Origin of the sequence: Tabrizicola sp. TH137 (assembly GCF_002855575.1) — a bacterium.
Taxonomy (GTDB): domain Bacteria; phylum Pseudomonadota; class Alphaproteobacteria; order Rhodobacterales; family Rhodobacteraceae; genus Paragemmobacter.
This window is the reverse complement of the sequence record NZ_PKRQ01000001.1, coordinates 528,180-543,441: the sequence shown is the minus strand read 5'-3', so window position 1 is coordinate 543,441 and position 15,262 is coordinate 528,180. Positions and strand designations below refer to the sequence as shown.

Sequence of the window (15,262 nt, the reverse complement as noted above, 5' to 3'; positions counted from 1 at the left end):
GCGAAGATTTTTCGGACGAAAAATCTTCCTGCGCGGGCCTCAGCCCGCGCGCCGCAGCAGCAGATACAAGGGCAGGCCGCAGCTTACGCCGATGCAGAAGGTGGCAGGGATCGCCACCAGCCCCCGCCAGTGCCGCCGCCCGATGCTTTCCGCCAGCACCCAGACGGTCAGCGTGACGGCTGCGATGGTCAGGTCCCAGGTCAGCCCGGTGGTCGAGGCGTTCACATACCAGGCGTCGATCAGGCCCGAAAGCCCGGTGCCGGTTTCCTGCATGTAGGTGACGAACCAATACATCGGATGCACCGCGCCCCAGATGGCCAGCGCAAGCCAGACCCAGCGCAGCGGCGTCATCCGTTGCCCCCCACGATGCCGATCTCGGCCGTTCCGGTCACCGAAATGCCGGTGGTTTGCGCTTCGGCAGGCACCTGCGAGGGCGGGATCGGCGGGCCATCCACGCCGCAGGCGGCAACAAGGGCAAGGCAGGCAAGGGCAAGAAGGCGCGTCATGTGGTCCTCTGATCTGGTGCCGGCGCGGGGGCGGGCGTCATGGGGCATAGCTGATGCGTCCCCCGCCCAGCCCGGCGGATACCGACGGGCTGACGCTCAGCCCGTCCGGGCCAAGACTTAGCCCGGCATTCAGGCGTGGCGAGGAACAGGCGCAAAGGGCGATCAGGGTGGCAAGCGCAAGGGGGCGGATCATCCGGGCAACCTGTCGAAAGGGTCGATCACGGTGATGCCAAGGACCGGGTCCTCGGCGCGCAGGTCGGTGCCAAAGGTGCTGTGGTCTCCCAATGGCACGGTCAGGCTCGGCAGGCGCGTGTCCTCGCAGCCAGCAAGGGCGAGCAGGGGCAGCAGGCCAGCAGCAAGGGCGGCAGTCGGGATCATGGGACGGAGTGTCCCTCAACCGGGCAACAGAGGCAAGGCCGTCGCCAGATCAGCCCAGCCGCGCCTTCCACTCGGCGATGCGCGCGCGCACCTGATCCGGCGCGGTGCCGCCATAGGAGCGGCGCGACCGGACGGAGTTTTCCACCCCCAGCACGTCGAAGACATCGGCGCGGATGCCCGGATGCACGGCCTGCATCTCGTCCAGCGACAGGTCGGGCAGGTCGCAGCCCTTCGCTTCGGCCTTTGCCACCAAGGTGCCGGTCACATGATGCGCCTCGCGGAAGGGCAGGCCAAGTTCGCGCACCAGCCAGTCGGCAAGGTCCGTCGCGGTGGAAAACCCGCTCGCCGCCGCCTGCGCCAGCACGGCGCGGTTCGCGGTCATGTCCGAAACCATCCCCGTCATCGCGGCCAGCGCCAGCATCAGCGTATCGGCGGCGTCGAAGACCTGTTCCTTGTCTTCCTGCATGTCCTTGGAATAGGTCAGCGCCAGCCCCTTCATCACGGTGAAGAGCGCCACCGTGGCCCCCAGGATGCGGCCCAGCTTGGCCCGCAGCAATTCCGCCGCATCGGGGTTCTTCTTCTGCGGCATGATGCTGCTGCCGGTGGTCCAGCGGTCGGACAGCCGGACAAAGCGGAATTGCGCCGAAGACCAGATCACCAGTTCCTCGGCAAAGCGCGACAGATGCATGGCGCAGATGCTGCTGGCGGCCAGGAATTCCAGCGCGAAGTCGCGGTCGCTGACGCTGTCCAGCGAATTGGCCGTGGGTCGGTCAAAGCCCAGCGCCTTTGCCGTCATGTGCCGGTCAATGGGGAAGGAGGTGCCCGCCAGCGCCGCCGCGCCCAGCGGGCATTCGTTCATCCGCGCGCGGGCATCCATGAACCGGCCCCGGTCGCGTGACAGCATCTCGACATAGGCCATCATGTGATGGCCCCAGGTCACCGGCTGCGCGGTCTGAAGATGCGTGAAGCCGGGCATCACCCAATCCGCCCCGGCCTCGGCCTGGGCCAGGAAGGCGCGGATCAGCGCCTCCAGCCCCGCGATGGCGGCATCGCATTGATCGCGGACCCAGAGGCGGAAATCGACCGCCACCTGATCATTGCGCGACCGGGCGGTGTGCAGGCGGCCTGCGGGCGCACCAATGATCTCTTTCAGCCGCGCTTCCACATTCATGTGGATGTCTTCCAGATCGGTGCGGAAGGGGAAGGAACCGGTTTCAATCTCTGACAAGACCGTGAGAAGGCCTTCCCCGATCGCCTCGGCGTCACTATTCGTCAGGATGCCTGTCGCGGCGAGCATTGCCGCATGGGCGCGTGACCCTGCGATGTCTTGCGCGTAAAGCCGTTTGTCGAAGCCGATGGAGGCGTTGATCGCCGTCATGATGGCATCCGGCCCTTCGGCAAAGCGCCCGCCCCACATCTGGTTGGCGGATTTGGCATCGGAGGAAGCGGACATGGGGGCGGCCTTCGGAGGGATGATGCTGCGGAAAATTCTGGCCGTCCTCTACACGGCCTTGGCCATCGGTGCAAATGCGGCCCTTGCAGGCGACCTTGCCGACCTGCGCGAAGGCGACATGAAGAAGCTGGCGCTGCATTCCGAACCCGCCGCCGTGCCGGAGGGGGTGTTCCTCGATGCGCAGGATGCCGAGGTGCCGCTGGTGCAGTGGCGCGGGCAATGGGTGGTGCTGAACTTCTGGGCCACCTGGTGCGCGCCCTGCCGGAAGGAAATGCCGTCCCTGCTGCGCCTGCAACAGGCCATGCCCGAGATTGCGGTGCTGCCGGTGGCGACGGGGCGCAATGCGGTGGAAGGGATCGAACGGTTCTATGAAGAGGCGGGGGTGCAGGCCCTGCCCATCCTGCGCGACCCGCGCAGCGATTTCGCCCGGCCCATGGCAGTGATGGGCCTGCCGGTCACGGTGATCCTGAACCCCGAGGGGCAGGAGGTGGGCCGCCTGATCGGCGATGCCGAATGGGACAGCGCCCATGCCCAGACCATCCTCAGGGCCCTGATGGCCGCCAACTGATCGGCAGGCAGCGCGGCGGCAAATCCGCCGCTGCTGTCTTGAACAGGGGGGCGGGCAGGGTTTAGCGTCAGCCCCGGCCCGACGGGGCCGCGTGTTGACCCAGTGACAGAGTGCGAGTGACCCATGGAAGAAATGCAGGCCGCCCCGGCCAGCCTGGACGAATGCGCCGAATTGCGGGCCGCCGTCCTTGCCCATCCCACGGATCGCACGCGGCTGGCCGCCTGGGAGGCGGTCGCCATCGGGCCGGGCGAAGACCGGATCGAAGCGCTCTTCGCCCTGCTGGACGAAAGCCCCGACCTGATGCGCAGCGTGGTGATGCGGCTGGCCGACCTGATGCCGCCCGCCGATCTGAAGGCCCGGCTGGCCGACCGAATCGCCCGGCTCTTCCAGACCCCGCCGATGGTCAGGGCCCGGCGCTTCTGGCGTCTCTTCGCCGAGGGCCGCCCCATCGGCCCCGCAGAGGCGCGGGCGATGCTGGCGGCCGACAAGTTCCTTCTCTTCCTGCTGGCCCCGCAGAACCGGCGCCGGGTTTCGGTCTTTGCGCCCGGCCGGGCCGACCTCGCGCAGTGCGCCAGGCTGGGGATCGACCTTGCCGCGCTGGCCGAGGCGTTGCGGCCCCTTCTGCGCTGCCATCCCGTCTGGGCGGCGGTGCTGGATCAGACGGCCTTTCCCGAAGGTGGCGCAAGGACGCATGTCGAGACGGTGGAACCCTTCTGCGGCTATCAGGACCGCGCGGTCGAGACGGGCCGCCTGCCGATGCCCGACCCGTTCTCTGGCCGGATGGTGCATCCGGTCGATTCCTGCGCGATCTACGGGCGGGCCTGCTATCACTATCTGGGCACCCATCCCTTTTTCCTGATCACCCATGGCAGCGGGGCCAAGGCCAGCGCGATCTACATCCCGAAATTCGATCTTGTCCTCGATCTGGGGGCAAAGGCGAACCGGGCGGGCTTCACCCGCGAATTGACCAATCTGCTGGTGGTGCTGGCCACGCGGGCGGCGCGGTCGGTGTCCGACTACAATGCCGCGATGGCGCGCGGTCCGGCCCCTGACAGGCCGCGCCGGGTGCTCCTGTCGATCACCCAGGTCCCGAACTTTGCCCATCACATCTGGAACTATTACAGCGGGCTGGAGCGTGTCTTCCTTGAAGGCAATGGTGACCGGATCGCCGAAGTGCTGTTCGGCGGGACGGAATTCTTCGGCCCGCTCGATGACTTCTATCCCGAATTGCGCGGGCGGCTGCGGACGGTGCCGCGTTCGGCCATCGTGGACCCCTGCCCCTGGTCGGAAACCGATCTTCTGGTCGTGGCGGGGGGGTACTTCGTGGCCTTCTCGCTGATCGAACGGCTGCGCGCCGCGATGCGGCGCCTGCCCCCGGCCCGCGGCGCCCTGTCGCCCGAGGCGCTGCCCCCGGCCTGGCCCGTGGTCTGGATCGGGATGCGCCTCGGCGACAAAAGCTGGATTGGTCAGGAAGACGGCATCCGCCATATCGCCGACCGGCTCTTCGCGGCCTATCCCGAGGCGCGGCTTCTGCTTGACGGGTTTTCCTATCCGGTGGGCCGGGACGAGATCACGGATCGCTGGGCCGCCACCATCGACCGTCTGCACGCCATCGCCGAGGGCATCCGTGCCCGCGTCACCCAGCCCGACCGGGTGGTCAACATGGTGGGCAATTCGCTGCGCGAAAGCGTGCTCTGGGCCGAGCGGGCGGATGTCTATCTCACGCCCTATGGCACGACGCAGCACAAGGTCGGCTGGTTTTCCCGGGCGCCCGGTCTGGTCTATCAGGCGGTGCCGGATGGCACGGATGACGAGGATATCCCCGTCAGCGGTGCCTGGCAGGTGCAGGATACAGTGCCGCCCCTCTTGCTGCGGGCACGGCCCGTGGCGCAGGGGGCGCGCAAGTCGATCCATGACCGGCGGCCGAATATCGCCAATGTCACCCTCGACCCCGACGAGGTCTTTACCAGGCTGGCGCGACTGATCGGCCCCGCCCGCCGCTGAGGCGGCGGTCAGGCCGGATCGGCCAGCGCCCGCACGCGGGCATGGGCGGGGCAGGTCACCAGATGATCATTCACCAGCCCCGTGGCCTGAAGGAAGGCATAGACGATGGTCGGCCCGCAGAAGGTGAAGCCATCCTTCCGCAACTGCCGCGAAATCGCCTCTGACAGCGGCGTCTGGGTCGGGATGTCGGCCATGCTGCGCGGCGCGTTCTGCAAGGGCCGGCCGTCCAGATGCTTCCACAGATAGGGGGCGAAACCTTCCCGCTCTTCCACCGCCAAAAAGGCTTGGGCCGAACGGATTGTGCCTTCGATCTTGCCCCTATGGCGGACGATGCCGGGATCGGCCAGCAGGCGCGCCACCTCGGCCTCGCCCCATCCGGCGATGGTGACGGGATCGAATCCGGCAAAGGCCGCGCGGAAATTGTCGCGCTTTTTCAGGATCGTGATCCAGCTCAGCCCGGCCTGGAACCCGTCCAGCACCAGCTTTTCCCACAAGGCGCGCGGGTCGCGTTCGGGAACGCCCCATTCTTCATCATGATAGGCGACGTAAAGCGGATCGGTCCCGCACCAGGGGCAACGGTCGGTCATCTGTCGGTCCCTCCCCGGCGCGGCGCACGGCTTTACCCGATCTTTACGGGGAGGCGGGCAGTCTTGCCAAGGGTTTGGCTTGAAGGATGCGCAGGGGGCGCGGGCGATGGAAGACGGGCTTGGCAGCCCGCTTTCGGCGGCTTTGGCCGAAAGCGACGGGCGGATACTGGACCGGGTGGCCGAAGCGGTGCGCCAGCGCCGCCTCCGGCTGGCCTATCAGCCGGTCGTCGTGGCGCGCCGCCCGTCCCGCATCGGGTTCCACGAAGGGCTGATCCGGCTGCTCGATCCCGGCGGGCAGGTGATTCCCGCCCGCGATTTCATCGCCGCGGTGGAAAATCACGCGCTGGGCCGCGACATCGACTGCGCCGCCCTGGCCATCGGGATCGAGGCGCTGATCCGCCATCCGACGCTGCGCCTGTCGGTCAACATGTCGGCCCGCTCGGTGGGCTGGCCGCGCTGGCTGCGCCTGCTGCGCGCGGGCCTTGCGCGCGAGGCGGGTCTGGGCGACCGGCTGATCCTGGAAATCAGCCAGTCCAGCGCGATGACGGTGCCGGAACTGCTGGCCGGGCTGATGGCGGAGCTGCGCCCCAAAGGCATCGCCTTCGCGCTGGACGGGTTCGGGGCCGGGCTGACGCATCTGCGCCATCTGCGCGACCTGCCCTTCGACCTGATGAAGATCGACGCCGCCTTTTCCCGCGACGTCGCCGCGCAGGCGGACAATCAGGTGATGGTCTCTGCCTGCCTCGCCCTGGCGCGGGAATTCGACATGCTGACCGTGGCCCAGGGGGTGGAAACGGCGGCCGAGGCTGAATGGCTTGCCGCCCTGGGGGTGGATTGCCTTCAGGGCCACCATCTTGGCCTGCCCAAGCTCTATCCCCAGGGGCTATGACCCTGCGTCAATCCGGGCCCGCAAGATTGTTGCTTTTGTTTCCCCCCGCGTCTAGGCCATGCTGCAAGGCGGCGGGGTCGCGTGGACCCTGCCCGGTGTGGGAGAGAGAGGATCAGCCATGACCAATGTCGTCATCGTTTCCGCGGCCCGGACGGCCGTCGGCAGCTTCAACGGGGCCTTCGCCAATACCCCGGCCCATGACCTTGGCGCGGCGGTGATCGAGGCCGTGGTGGCCCGCGCCGGTGTCGACAAGGCCGAGGTTGAGGAGACGATCCTCGGTCAGGTGCTGACCGCCGGTCAGGGCCAGAACCCGGCCCGGCAGGCGCATATCAAGGCCGGTCTGGCCAAGGAGGCCAGCGCCTGGTCGCTCAATCAGGTCTGCGGGTCGGGCCTGCGGGCCGTGGCGCTGGGCGCGCAGCATGTGCAGCTTGGCGATGCGCGGATCGTGGTCGCGGGCGGGCAGGAAAGCATGTCGCTGTCGCCCCATGTCGCGCATATGCGCGCGGGCACCAAGATGGGCGACATGAAGTTCATCGATTCGATGATCAAGGACGGGCTGTGGGATGCCTTCAACGGCTATCACATGGGCCAGACGGCCGAGAATGTCGCCGCGCAGTGGCAAATCTCCCGCGACATGCAGGATGAATTTGCGCTGGCCAGCCAGAACAAGGCCGAAGCCGCGCAGAAGGCCGGCAAGTTCAAGGATGAGGTGATCCCCTTCACCATCTCCACCCGCAAGGGCGATGTGACGGTCGATTCGGACGAGTACATCCGCCACGGCGCGACGCTCGACTCGATGCAGAAGCTGAAACCCGCCTTCACCAAGGACGGGTCGGTCACGGCGGGCAATGCCTCGGGCCTGAATGATGGCGCGGCGGCGGTGCTGATCATGTCGGCCGAAGAGGCGGAAAAGCGCGGGCTGACGCCGCTCGCCCGCATCGCCTCCTATGCCACCGCGGGACTTGATCCGTCGATCATGGGCGTCGGCCCGATCCATGCCAGCCGCAAGGCGCTGGCCAAGGCGGGCTGGAAGGTGGGCGACCTCGACCTCGTGGAGGCGAACGAGGCTTTCGCCGCCCAGGCCTGCGCGGTGAACAAGGACATGGGATGGGACCCGTCCATCGTGAACGTGAACGGCGGCGCCATCGCCATCGGCCACCCGATCGGCGCCTCGGGCGCGCGCATCCTGAACACGCTGCTCTTTGAAATGGCGCGGCGCGACGCCAAGCGCGGCCTTGCCACGCTCTGCATCGGCGGCGGCATGGGTGTCGCCATGTGCCTGGAACGCGCCTGATCGGCGGATGCTGCGGCCACAATGCCGCAGATGCGAAATGGGCGCGCAATAATGTTGCGCGCCCTTCTTCGTTTCGGTAACACCATTTCAAGCATGTCCGAATTCAGGAGGAGGGACGAATGGCACGAGTGGCTTTGGTGACGGGTGGTTCGCGCGGGATCGGCGCCGCGATTTCGGTGGCGCTGAAGGCGGCGGGCTACAAGGTGGCTGCCAACTATGCCGGGAACGATGAGGCGGCGGCGGCCTTCACCAAGGAGACGGGCATCCCCACCTTCAAATGGTCGGTCGCGGATTACGATGCCTGCGTGGCGGGCATCGCCAAGGTCGAGGCCGAGGTCGGCCCGGTGGATGTGCTGGTGAACAATGCGGGCATCACCCGCGACGCCATGTTCCACAAGATGACGCCGCAGCAGTGGAAAGAGGTGATCGACACCAACCTCACCGGCCTCTTCAACATGACTCATCCGCTCTGGTCGGGGATGCGCGACCGCAAGTTCGGGCGCGTCATCAACATCTCCTCCATCAACGGGCAGAAGGGGCAGGCGGGGCAGGCCAACTATTCCGCCGCCAAGTCGGGCGATCTGGGCTTCACCAAGGCGCTGGCGCAGGAAGGGGCGCGGGCGGGCATCACCGTCAACGCGATCTGCCCGGGCTATATCGCGACCGAGATGGTCAAGGCGATCGACGAAAAGGTGCTGAACGAACGCATCATCCCGCAGATCCCGGTGGGCCGTCTGGGCGAACCGGAGGAAATCGCGCGGACGGTGGTCTTCCTGGCCTCGGATGATGCGGGCTTCATCACCGGCTCCACCATCTCGGCCAATGGCGGGCAGTTCTTCGTCTGAACCGGCAGTTTTCGCAGGAAAGGCCCGCGCTCGGCGCGGGCCTTTTGCTTTTGCGCCGCAGCCGGTAGAAGGGCCAAAAATCTTCGAAGGTTTTTGCAAATTTCTTCGAAGAAATTTGGTGAGGCAGGGATGAAGACGTCACGCGCAACAGCCATCGGCTTTACCGCCGTCCTGATGTGGGCGCTGCTTGCGCTCTTCACCATCGGGTCGGCCCCGGTGCCGCCCTTCCTGCTGAATGCCCTCACCTTCGGCATCGGCGGCATGCTGGGCCTGATCTGGACACTCAGGAACGGGCTGGACCGGCTGCGCGGCATTTCGTGGAAGGTCTATGCCTTCGGCATCCTCGGCCTTTTCGGCTATCACGCGCTCTATTTCACCGCCTTCCGCATCGCGCCTGCGGCCGAGACGGGGCTGATGGCCTATCTCTGGCCGCTCTTCATCGTGCTTTTCGCCAGTTTCCTGCCGGGCGAAAGGCTGCGCCCCATGGTCCTGATCGGGGCCGTCATCGCCTTTGCCGGGGCCGCGCTGATCGTTCTGGGGCGCGAGGCGGGCGGCGCGGCCACGCCGCTGGGCCTGTTCCTCGGTTTTCTCTGCGCGATCACATGGGCCGGCTATTCCACCCTGTCGCGCCGCCTGGGCGATGTGCCGACGGAGAGCGTCACCATCTTCTGCCTCGGCACGGCGATCCTGTCCGCGCTGGTGCATCCGCTGGTGGAGGAAACGGTCTGGCCCGCCACGGGCCTCGGCTGGCTGTCCATCCTCGCGCTGGGCATCGGCCCGGTGGGGGCGGCCTTCTTCACCTGGGATATCGGGATGAAGAAGGGCGACATCCAGCTTCTCGGCGTCGCCTCCTACGCGGCACCGCTGCTGTCCACCCTTGCCTTGGTCATCGCGGGTATCAGCCCGGCGTCCTGGACAATCCTCGGCGCGGCGGTGCTGATCACGGGGGGGGCGGCGCTGGCGGCCCGGGCGGGCACCAGCGCCGGGGACTGATCCCTTACGCCTGTTGCAGGCGGGTCATTTCTTCCTTGAGCCTGAGTTTCTGTTTCTTCAGCTCGGCGATCCTCAGGGCATCCGCGCCGGGGCTTCGCTGCTCACGCTCGACCATTTCAGAGAGGTGCTCATGCTTGCGGCGCAGTTCCTGCAGATGCGAAGCAATCGTCATATCCGTCCTCCTCGTGACTGGTTCCGACAGGTTGAGTGCAACACAACCACCGAGTCGTGTCACGGATATTCGGTGCCGACTTACGGACAGGTGTTCCCATCCCGGCCAAAGGCCGCCGACAGATCGGCCCCCTCGCGCAGGACGGCCCTCGCCAAAGGGGTGTAATTCTCGCGGTCGCCATCATGCGCCGCGCCCTCATGCAGGGTCACAGGGGCCAGCAGCCGGAAGGCCGCCCGGCCCCCTTTGCGTGCCTGAAGGATCACGCGCGGCGGCGCCCGTCCGATCCGCGGTTCCAGGGGCAGCACGGCGGCAGAGCCGAGCTTGGGCGGCAGCGCCGCCAGCGCCTCGGGCAGGCATTGCGTCGCGAAGATCATGGTCAGCCAGCCGCCTGGCCGCAGCCGCGCCCCCGCGGCGGCGACCCAGGCGGCGATGGGCGTGGCCACCCGCAGCGCCCGGTCCCGCGCCGCGACGGGCGAGGGCGATCCGCCCGCGTCGTAATAGGGCGGGTTGGCGATGACATGGTCGAAGTCGCGCCGCAGCACCCGTGGCATCGCCGCCAGATCGCCCTCCACCACCTCCATCGTCACGCCGTTGCGCGCGGCATTGCGGCGGGCCAGATCGGCATATTCCGGCTGCACCTCCAGCCCCGCCAGCACCACCCCCGGCACCCGCGCCGCCAGGCACAGCGCCGCCGCCCCCGCGCCGCAGCCCAGATCCAGCACGCTCTCCCCCGCCCGCGCCGGGCAGGCGGCGGCCAGCAGCACGGGGTCCGTCGCCGCGCGATAGCCCTTGACCGGTTGCAGCAGGCGCAGGCGGCCCATCAGGAACTTGTCATCCGACAGGGCCTCGTCGGGAAACACGCTCACTCCAGCCCCGTCGGGATGCCATTGTCGCGCAGCACCGCGCGGGCGATGAACAGATCCTCGTCCCGCACCATTAACCGGCGCGGCAAAATGCCGAGGCTGCCGTCAAGGATGCTCATGTGGACGTCCAGATCGAATACCTCTATATCCTCGCCTTCAAGAAGGGCGGAGGCGAAGGCGATGATCGTCGGATCGGTGCTGCGCAGAAGTTCTTTCATGGGGCAGAGTAAAGGGGCACCGCCCCGGAATGTCGAGAGGCGGGGGTATGGGTTTGGACGAGGCCGCGCGAAAACCGCATGACCGGCTGGCCGAATGGCTGGCCGAGGATATGGCGGCGGTGAATGCCCTGATCCGCACCCGCATGGCCAGCGAGCACGCCCCGCGCATCCCCGAAGTGACGGCGCATCTGGTCGAGGCCGGGGGGAAACGTCTGCGCCCGATGCTGACCCTCGCCGCCGCGCGCATGTGTGGATACACGGGCGAGAACCATGTGAAACTGGCCGCGACGGTGGAATTCATCCACACCGCCACGCTTCTGCATGACGATGTGGTGGATGAAAGCCAGCGCCGCCGGGGGCGGCCCACGGCGAACCTGCTGTGGGACAACAAATCCTCGGTCCTTGTCGGCGATTACCTTTTCGCGCGGTCCTTCCAGTTGATGGTGGAAACGCAGTCGCTGCGGGTGATGGACATCCTCGCCAATGCCTCCGCCGTGATCGCCGAGGGCGAGGTGCTGCAACTCACCGCCGCGCAGGACCTTGGCACGACGGAAGCCATCTACCTTCAGGTGATCCGCGGCAAGACGGCGGCGCTTTTCGCCGCCGCCATGGAAGTGGGCGGCGTCATCGCGGCGGTGCCCGAGGCGCAGGTGCAGGCGCTGCGCGCCTATGGCGATGCGCTGGGCATCGCCTTCCAGATCGTCGATGACCTGCTGGATTACGGCGGCACCGATGCCGCCATCGGCAAGAACACCGGCGACGATTTCCGCGAACGGAAGCTGACGCTGCCGGTCATCAAGGCGGTGGCGCGGGCCGATGCCGAGGAACGCGCCTTCTGGACCCGCGTGATCGAGAAGGGGGATCAGCGCGACGGCGATCTTTCCCATGCGATGGCGCTGATGGCCCGCCATGGCGCGATGGAGGCCGCGCGGGACGAGGCGCTGATGTGGGCGGCCACGGCGCGGCAGGCGCTGGACCATCTGCCCGCGCATGATCTGCGCGACATGCTGTCGGACCTTGCCGATTACGTGGTGGCACGGATTAGCTGATCCGCCGCTCACGCCCGATAAACTCCGCGTCAGGCCGGTTGTGCGGGCATGGTCGCGTGCCGACCTCGACCCGAGTGAAACATCACGGAGGGTTCGATGCGCAGCGTTCTTCTTCTTGCCGGCCTGCTGGTGGCCGGTCCCGTTCTGGCCAATACGGCGGCGACCACGGTCGCCATCGGCGACCTGCAATATGGCACCACCGCCACCATCAGCGGAGTGGTGGAACAGATCACCGATGAGGATGAATTCCGCCTCCGCGACGAAAGCGGCTCGGTGCTGGTCTATGTCGGCCCCGGCATCGTGCCCTTCAACACCGGCGAGACGATCACCCTCAGCGGCATCGTGGACCGCGATTTCGGCCGGCTGGAGGTTTATGCGCGCGAAGCGGTGCGCGCCGATGGCAGCCGGGTGGCTTTCTCGCATCAGTATGAATGATCCGGGCAGGCCGCCCCCCTTGCGGAGGGCGGGCGGCTTTCCCACCTCCCTGTGCAACAAGACAACAACAGGGAGATGACGATGATCCGTTCCGCCGCGATGGCCGCCGTTCTGCTGTCTGCCTCTGCTGCCTTTGCCGTCCCGGTTCCCATCACCAAGGCCCCGCGTGGCCAGCCCGTCACGCTGGCGGGCAAGGTGTTGCGGATCACCGATACCGATGCCTTCCGGCTGAAGGACGAGACGGGGGTTGTGACCGTCTATATCGGCCCGAACAGCCTGCCGGTCGAGGTGGGCGAAGAGGTGACGGTTGTCGGCGCGCTGGAGGAAGGGTTCCCGCCCGAATTCGTGGCCCGTGCCATCCGCCGCGCCGATGGGCGCGAGGTGGCCTTCCGTCACGACTGGGGCTGAAGCAGCGGCGCGTCGGCCACCCACCAGCCCGGTTCCGCCGCGCGAATCGCGCGGGCGGCGGCATGTGCCGACAGGGGATCGGCGAAAAGGCCGAAACAGGTCGCCCCCGATCCCGACATCCGTGCCATCAGGCAGCCCGCCTGCGCCGAAAGCCGCTCCTTCACCCGCGCGATGACGGGTTCCAGCGTGATCGCCGGCGGTTCCAGATCGTTTCTCTGCATCATCAGGAAGGCGGCCAGTTCCGCCGCCGTCTTCAGCCGCGGAAGATCGCGGGGCAGGGGGGCGTTGTCGGCCCGCGCCAGCGCGCGAAAGATCGCGGGCGTCGCCACCGCCACACCCGGATTGGCCAGCACCAGCCAGGCCTCGGGCAGCGGGGGCAGGGGGGCCAGCCCCTCGCCGATCCCCGTCATCCGCAGGGGGCGGCCCGCCAGACAGACCGGCACATCCGCGCCAAGCGCCAGCACCGCCGCCGCATCCGGCAGGGGCCTGCCCGACAGCCGCGCCAGAAGGCGCAGGGTCGCGGCCGCATCTGCCGACCCGCCGCCGATCCCGGATGATACCGGCAGGTGCTTTTCCAGCACGATCCGTGCCGACACCCCCATCGCCCGCGCGGCCCGCAGGACAAGGTTGTCGCCCTCGCCCGACAGGCTCGCCGCCATCGGCCCCGTCACCGCCAGCGACGGGGGATCGGCCAGCGTCCCGCTGACCCGATCCCCCACCCCGGCAAAGACAACCATGGAATCCAGCAGATGATAGCCATCCGCCCGCCGCCCCGTGACATGCAGGCAGAGGTTGATCTTGGCCGGCGCGAAGTCAGTTGCTGCCATTCGCCACTTCGGTCAGGGGTTTCGCGCCCTCTTCCGCCAGCACGGCATCAAGACCCACCTCCAGCTTGCGGCGGATGCGCTCGGCATCCTTTTCCGCAGGATCGAAGGACAGCGCGCGGTGCCACTGGAACCGCGCCTCCAGCTTGCGGCCCACGGCCCAATAGACATCGCCCAGATGATCCGTCACCACCGGATCGACGGGTTCCAGCAGCGCCGCCCGTTCCATCGGCTCCACCGCCTCTTCATAGCGGCCAAGGCGGAACAGCGCCCAGGCGAGGCTGTCGATGATGTATCCGGCATCGGGCTGCGCCGCGACGGCGCGTTCGATCATCCCCAAAGCCTCGTCCAGATTCTCGCCCCGGTCCACGAAGGAATAGCCCAGATAGTTCAAGACCTGCGGCTGATCCGGGTTCAGTTCCAGCGCGCGGCGGAAATCGGCCTCGGCCTCGGGCCAGTTGCCCGCCCGTTCATTGCTGATCCCGCGCGAGTAAAACAGCGTCCAGTGCCGCTGCTCCGTCTCGGTGATCCGGTCGATGGCGGCGGTGTAATAGGGAATGGCATCGGCAAAGCGTTCCTCGCGCCGCAGGGCATCGCCCATGGCAGACTGCACCTCCACCAGATGGCCATGGCTGCGGGTCAGGGCCTGCAACACTTCCAGCGCCGCATCCACCTTGCCCTCGGCAATCAACGTATCGGCGCGGCCCACCTCGGCCACGTGATAGGCCGGGTTCTCGGGCGGGATCCGGGCATAGACCTCGCCCGCCAGCGCATATTGATCCAGCGCCTCCAGCAACCCGCCGGCCAGAAGCTGCGACTCGGCATGATCGGGGCGCAGATGGCCGGTCACGCGGGCATAGATCAGGGTATAGCCATCCTCCGCCTCGCCGCGCAGGGCGGTGGCAAGGGTGAAAAAGGCCTCGGCAATCCCGTCTTGCGCGTTGCGCACGATGTCAAAGGGGATCGGCTCCCCCGCCGCCAGCCGCGCCCGCAGCCCGTCAAGCTGCGGATCGGCCTCCGTCCCGAAAGCGCGGTCCAGCAGGGCCAGCGCCTCGGGGTTGCGCTCCAGCTGGCTCAGGACCTGCACATGGGCGATGGCCCCGCGCCGCATCAGCACGATCTGCCCCGCCTCGCGCCCCGACAGGATATTGTCCGCCCCTTCGAAATCCCCCACCGAGGCCAGCGCCAGCGCCTTGTGATACAGGCCGAAAGCCTCCAGCCCCGGCGATTTGGCCAGCGCGTCAAAGGCATCCAGCGCATCCGACATGCGCCCGTCGCCCAGCGCCGCCCAGGCCATGACCAGATCATCCACCAGCCGCCCGACCGTCCGCCCTGCCGTGATGTCGGCGATCAGCCCGGCATAATCCTCGCGCTTCGCCTGATCGGCCAGAAGCGCGATATAGGCCGTCTGGCTGCGCCCGCCCTTCTGCACCAGTTGCCGCGACAGTTCGGCCGCACGGTCCATCTCGCCCAGGCTCAGATGCGCGATCACCGCGCCTTCCAGCGTGGCCGGATCATTCACCCCCGTCGCGATCAGCCGGTCATACCAGCGGGCCGCCTCGCGGAAATCGTTTTCCGAGGCGGCCACGCGGGCGGCAAGGAAGGCGCCCGCCGATCCGTCCACCGCCTCCTGCGCCGTGGCGGGCAGCGCCAGCGCCATGGCAAGGGCCATCAACAGCGCCGGGGCGCGCAGGGCAGGCAGGGGGCGGGTGGGCATCAGGCGGCGCTCCGGCGTAAGGGGGGCTTGGGCGTCAAGGGCAGGAAGAAAGCTAGCCG

20 protein-coding genes are annotated in these 15,262 nt (G+C 67.7%); 9 read left to right on the top strand and 11 right to left on the bottom strand.

The features are described 5' to 3' along the window. Positions 1 to 39: 39 nt before the first annotated feature. From C0V75_RS02725 to argH, 5 genes are read right to left on the bottom strand one after another with little or no spacing between them, the layout of a single operon-like run. A complete protein-coding gene (locus tag C0V75_RS02725; protein ID WP_101919347.1) occupies positions 40 to 351 on the bottom strand; it encodes a DUF2834 domain-containing protein in 312 nt (103 codons plus the stop codon). Continuing rightward, on the bottom strand, positions 348 to 506 hold the full coding sequence (locus tag C0V75_RS23125) for a hypothetical protein (RefSeq protein ID WP_173861027.1): 159 nt from the start codon (positions 504 to 506) through the stop codon (positions 348 to 350). The genes C0V75_RS02725 and C0V75_RS23125 overlap by 4 nt, the downstream gene beginning before the upstream one ends. 37 nt (positions 507 to 543) lie before the next feature. Further along, on the bottom strand, positions 544 to 699 hold the full coding sequence (locus C0V75_RS22900; protein WP_158241758.1) for a hypothetical protein: 156 nt from the start codon (positions 697 to 699) through the stop codon (positions 544 to 546). Beyond that, positions 696 to 884 (bottom strand): hypothetical protein, encoded by a 189-nt coding sequence (locus C0V75_RS02720; protein WP_101919346.1) that lies wholly within the window; start codon positions 882 to 884, stop codon positions 696 to 698. The genes C0V75_RS22900 and C0V75_RS02720 overlap by 4 nt, the downstream gene beginning before the upstream one ends. 49 nt (positions 885 to 933) lie before the next feature. Continuing rightward, a complete protein-coding gene (gene argH / locus C0V75_RS02715) occupies positions 934 to 2,337 on the bottom strand; it encodes an argininosuccinate lyase (protein ID WP_101919345.1) in 1,404 nt (467 codons plus the stop codon). A 22-nt stretch (positions 2,338 to 2,359) separates the two neighbouring features. Here argH and C0V75_RS02710 point away from each other — a divergent pair, with 22 nt between their 5' ends. Next, the gene (locus C0V75_RS02710) at positions 2,360 to 2,905 is read left to right on the top strand and encodes a TlpA family protein disulfide reductase (RefSeq protein ID WP_101919878.1); all 546 of its coding nucleotides are present in this window, start codon (positions 2,360 to 2,362) and stop codon (positions 2,903 to 2,905) included. A 123-nt stretch (positions 2,906 to 3,028) separates the two neighbouring features. Continuing rightward, positions 3,029 to 4,909 (top strand): hypothetical protein, encoded by a 1,881-nt coding sequence (locus C0V75_RS02705; RefSeq protein WP_101919344.1) that lies wholly within the window; start codon positions 3,029 to 3,031, stop codon positions 4,907 to 4,909. Between the two features lie 8 nt (positions 4,910 to 4,917). Here the strand turns inward: C0V75_RS02705 and C0V75_RS02700 are convergent, their stop codons facing one another. Then, positions 4,918 to 5,496 (bottom strand): DNA-3-methyladenine glycosylase I, encoded by a 579-nt coding sequence (locus tag C0V75_RS02700; RefSeq protein WP_101919343.1) that lies wholly within the window; start codon positions 5,494 to 5,496, stop codon positions 4,918 to 4,920. Between the two features lie 79 nt (positions 5,497 to 5,575). Here C0V75_RS02700 and C0V75_RS02695 point away from each other — a divergent pair, with 79 nt between their 5' ends. The 4 genes from C0V75_RS02695 to C0V75_RS02680 all read left to right on the top strand — a co-directional run bounded on the left by C0V75_RS02695 (position 5,576) and on the right by C0V75_RS02680 (position 9,517). After that, positions 5,576 to 6,385: an EAL domain-containing protein gene (locus C0V75_RS02695; RefSeq protein WP_254216354.1), complete on the top strand. Its 810-nt coding sequence runs from the start codon at positions 5,576 to 5,578 to the stop codon at positions 6,383 to 6,385. A gap of 118 nt (positions 6,386 to 6,503) precedes the next feature. After that, positions 6,504 to 7,679: an acetyl-CoA C-acetyltransferase gene (locus tag C0V75_RS02690; protein ID WP_101919342.1), complete on the top strand. Its 1,176-nt coding sequence runs from the start codon at positions 6,504 to 6,506 to the stop codon at positions 7,677 to 7,679. 119 nt (positions 7,680 to 7,798) lie between these two features. Beyond that, positions 7,799 to 8,524, top strand: coding sequence for a beta-ketoacyl-ACP reductase (locus C0V75_RS02685; protein WP_101919341.1), 726 nt, complete (start codon positions 7,799 to 7,801; stop codon positions 8,522 to 8,524). Between the two features lie 129 nt (positions 8,525 to 8,653). Continuing rightward, a complete protein-coding gene (locus tag C0V75_RS02680; RefSeq protein WP_101919340.1) occupies positions 8,654 to 9,517 on the top strand; it encodes a DMT family transporter in 864 nt (287 codons plus the stop codon). Positions 9,518 to 9,521: 4 nt separating this feature from the next. Here C0V75_RS02680 and C0V75_RS02675 read toward each other — a convergent pair whose 3' ends face one another. From C0V75_RS02675 to C0V75_RS02665, 3 genes are all read right to left on the bottom strand, one after another. Next, positions 9,522 to 9,689: a YdcH family protein gene (locus C0V75_RS02675; RefSeq protein ID WP_101919339.1), complete on the bottom strand. Its 168-nt coding sequence runs from the start codon at positions 9,687 to 9,689 to the stop codon at positions 9,522 to 9,524. A gap of 80 nt (positions 9,690 to 9,769) precedes the next feature. Next, on the bottom strand, positions 9,770 to 10,549 hold the full coding sequence (locus C0V75_RS02670) for a tRNA1(Val) (adenine(37)-N6)-methyltransferase (protein ID WP_101919338.1): 780 nt from the start codon (positions 10,547 to 10,549) through the stop codon (positions 9,770 to 9,772). A 2-nt stretch (positions 10,550 to 10,551) separates the two neighbouring features. Next, positions 10,552 to 10,770 (bottom strand): DUF2007 domain-containing protein, encoded by a 219-nt coding sequence (locus tag C0V75_RS02665; RefSeq protein WP_101919337.1) that lies wholly within the window; start codon positions 10,768 to 10,770, stop codon positions 10,552 to 10,554. A gap of 47 nt (positions 10,771 to 10,817) precedes the next feature. Here C0V75_RS02665 and C0V75_RS02660 point away from each other — a divergent pair, with 47 nt between their 5' ends. The 3 genes from C0V75_RS02660 to C0V75_RS02650 all read left to right on the top strand — a co-directional run bounded on the left by C0V75_RS02660 (position 10,818) and on the right by C0V75_RS02650 (position 12,662). Further along, positions 10,818 to 11,819 (top strand): polyprenyl synthetase family protein, encoded by a 1,002-nt coding sequence (locus tag C0V75_RS02660; protein ID WP_101919336.1) that lies wholly within the window; start codon positions 10,818 to 10,820, stop codon positions 11,817 to 11,819. 96 nt (positions 11,820 to 11,915) lie between these two features. Further along, positions 11,916 to 12,254, top strand: a complete 339-nt coding sequence (locus C0V75_RS02655) for a hypothetical protein (RefSeq protein WP_101919335.1) — start codon at positions 11,916 to 11,918, stop codon at positions 12,252 to 12,254. A gap of 81 nt (positions 12,255 to 12,335) precedes the next feature. Further along, the gene (locus C0V75_RS02650) at positions 12,336 to 12,662 is read left to right on the top strand and encodes a hypothetical protein (protein WP_143710372.1); all 327 of its coding nucleotides are present in this window, start codon (positions 12,336 to 12,338) and stop codon (positions 12,660 to 12,662) included. Here the strand turns inward: C0V75_RS02650 and C0V75_RS02645 are convergent. Together C0V75_RS02645 and C0V75_RS02640 are read right to left on the bottom strand one after the other, a co-directional pair. Then, positions 12,647 to 13,489, bottom strand: coding sequence for a 4-(cytidine 5'-diphospho)-2-C-methyl-D-erythritol kinase (locus C0V75_RS02645; RefSeq protein ID WP_101919333.1), 843 nt, complete (start codon positions 13,487 to 13,489; stop codon positions 12,647 to 12,649). The genes C0V75_RS02650 and C0V75_RS02645 overlap by 16 nt on opposite strands. After that, positions 13,476 to 15,203 (bottom strand): tetratricopeptide repeat protein, encoded by a 1,728-nt coding sequence (locus tag C0V75_RS02640; protein ID WP_101919332.1) that lies wholly within the window; start codon positions 15,201 to 15,203, stop codon positions 13,476 to 13,478. The genes C0V75_RS02645 and C0V75_RS02640 overlap by 14 nt, the downstream gene beginning before the upstream one ends. Positions 15,204 to 15,262 lie beyond the last annotated feature (59 nt).

Bases quoted from the DNA above. Each gene is read 5' to 3' on its own strand.
- C0V75_RS02725 (WP_101919347.1), bottom strand. From the start codon at position 351: ATGACGCCGCTGCGCTGGGTCTGGCTTGCGCTGGCCATCTGGGGCGCG.
- C0V75_RS23125 (WP_173861027.1), bottom strand. From the start codon at position 506: ATGACGCGCCTTCTTGCCCTTGCCTGCCTTGCCCTTGTTGCCGCCTGC.
- C0V75_RS22900 (WP_158241758.1), bottom strand. From the start codon at position 699: ATGATCCGCCCCCTTGCGCTTGCCACCCTGATCGCCCTTTGCGCCTGT.
- C0V75_RS02720 (WP_101919346.1), bottom strand. From the start codon at position 884: ATGATCCCGACTGCCGCCCTTGCTGCTGGCCTGCTGCCCCTGCTCGCC.
- argH (WP_101919345.1), bottom strand. From the start codon at position 2,337: ATGTCCGCTTCCTCCGATGCCAAATCCGCCAACCAGATGTGGGGCGGG.
- C0V75_RS02710 (WP_101919878.1), top strand. From the start codon at position 2,360: ATGCTGCGGAAAATTCTGGCCGTCCTCTACACGGCCTTGGCCATCGGT.
- C0V75_RS02705 (WP_101919344.1), top strand. From the start codon at position 3,029: ATGGAAGAAATGCAGGCCGCCCCGGCCAGCCTGGACGAATGCGCCGAA.
- C0V75_RS02700 (WP_101919343.1), bottom strand. From the start codon at position 5,496: ATGACCGACCGTTGCCCCTGGTGCGGGACCGATCCGCTTTACGTCGCC.
- C0V75_RS02690 (WP_101919342.1), top strand. From the start codon at position 6,504: ATGACCAATGTCGTCATCGTTTCCGCGGCCCGGACGGCCGTCGGCAGC.
- C0V75_RS02685 (WP_101919341.1), top strand. From the start codon at position 7,799: ATGGCACGAGTGGCTTTGGTGACGGGTGGTTCGCGCGGGATCGGCGCC.
- C0V75_RS02680 (WP_101919340.1), top strand. From the start codon at position 8,654: ATGAAGACGTCACGCGCAACAGCCATCGGCTTTACCGCCGTCCTGATG.
- C0V75_RS02675 (WP_101919339.1), bottom strand. From the start codon at position 9,689: ATGACGATTGCTTCGCATCTGCAGGAACTGCGCCGCAAGCATGAGCAC.
- C0V75_RS02665 (WP_101919337.1), bottom strand. From the start codon at position 10,770: ATGAAAGAACTTCTGCGCAGCACCGATCCGACGATCATCGCCTTCGCC.
- C0V75_RS02660 (WP_101919336.1), top strand. From the start codon at position 10,818: ATGGGTTTGGACGAGGCCGCGCGAAAACCGCATGACCGGCTGGCCGAA.
- C0V75_RS02655 (WP_101919335.1), top strand. From the start codon at position 11,916: ATGCGCAGCGTTCTTCTTCTTGCCGGCCTGCTGGTGGCCGGTCCCGTT.
- C0V75_RS02650 (WP_143710372.1), top strand. From the start codon at position 12,336: ATGATCCGTTCCGCCGCGATGGCCGCCGTTCTGCTGTCTGCCTCTGCT.
- C0V75_RS02645 (WP_101919333.1), bottom strand. From the start codon at position 13,489: ATGGCAGCAACTGACTTCGCGCCGGCCAAGATCAACCTCTGCCTGCAT.
- C0V75_RS02640 (WP_101919332.1), bottom strand. From the start codon at position 15,203: ATGCCCACCCGCCCCCTGCCTGCCCTGCGCGCCCCGGCGCTGTTGATG.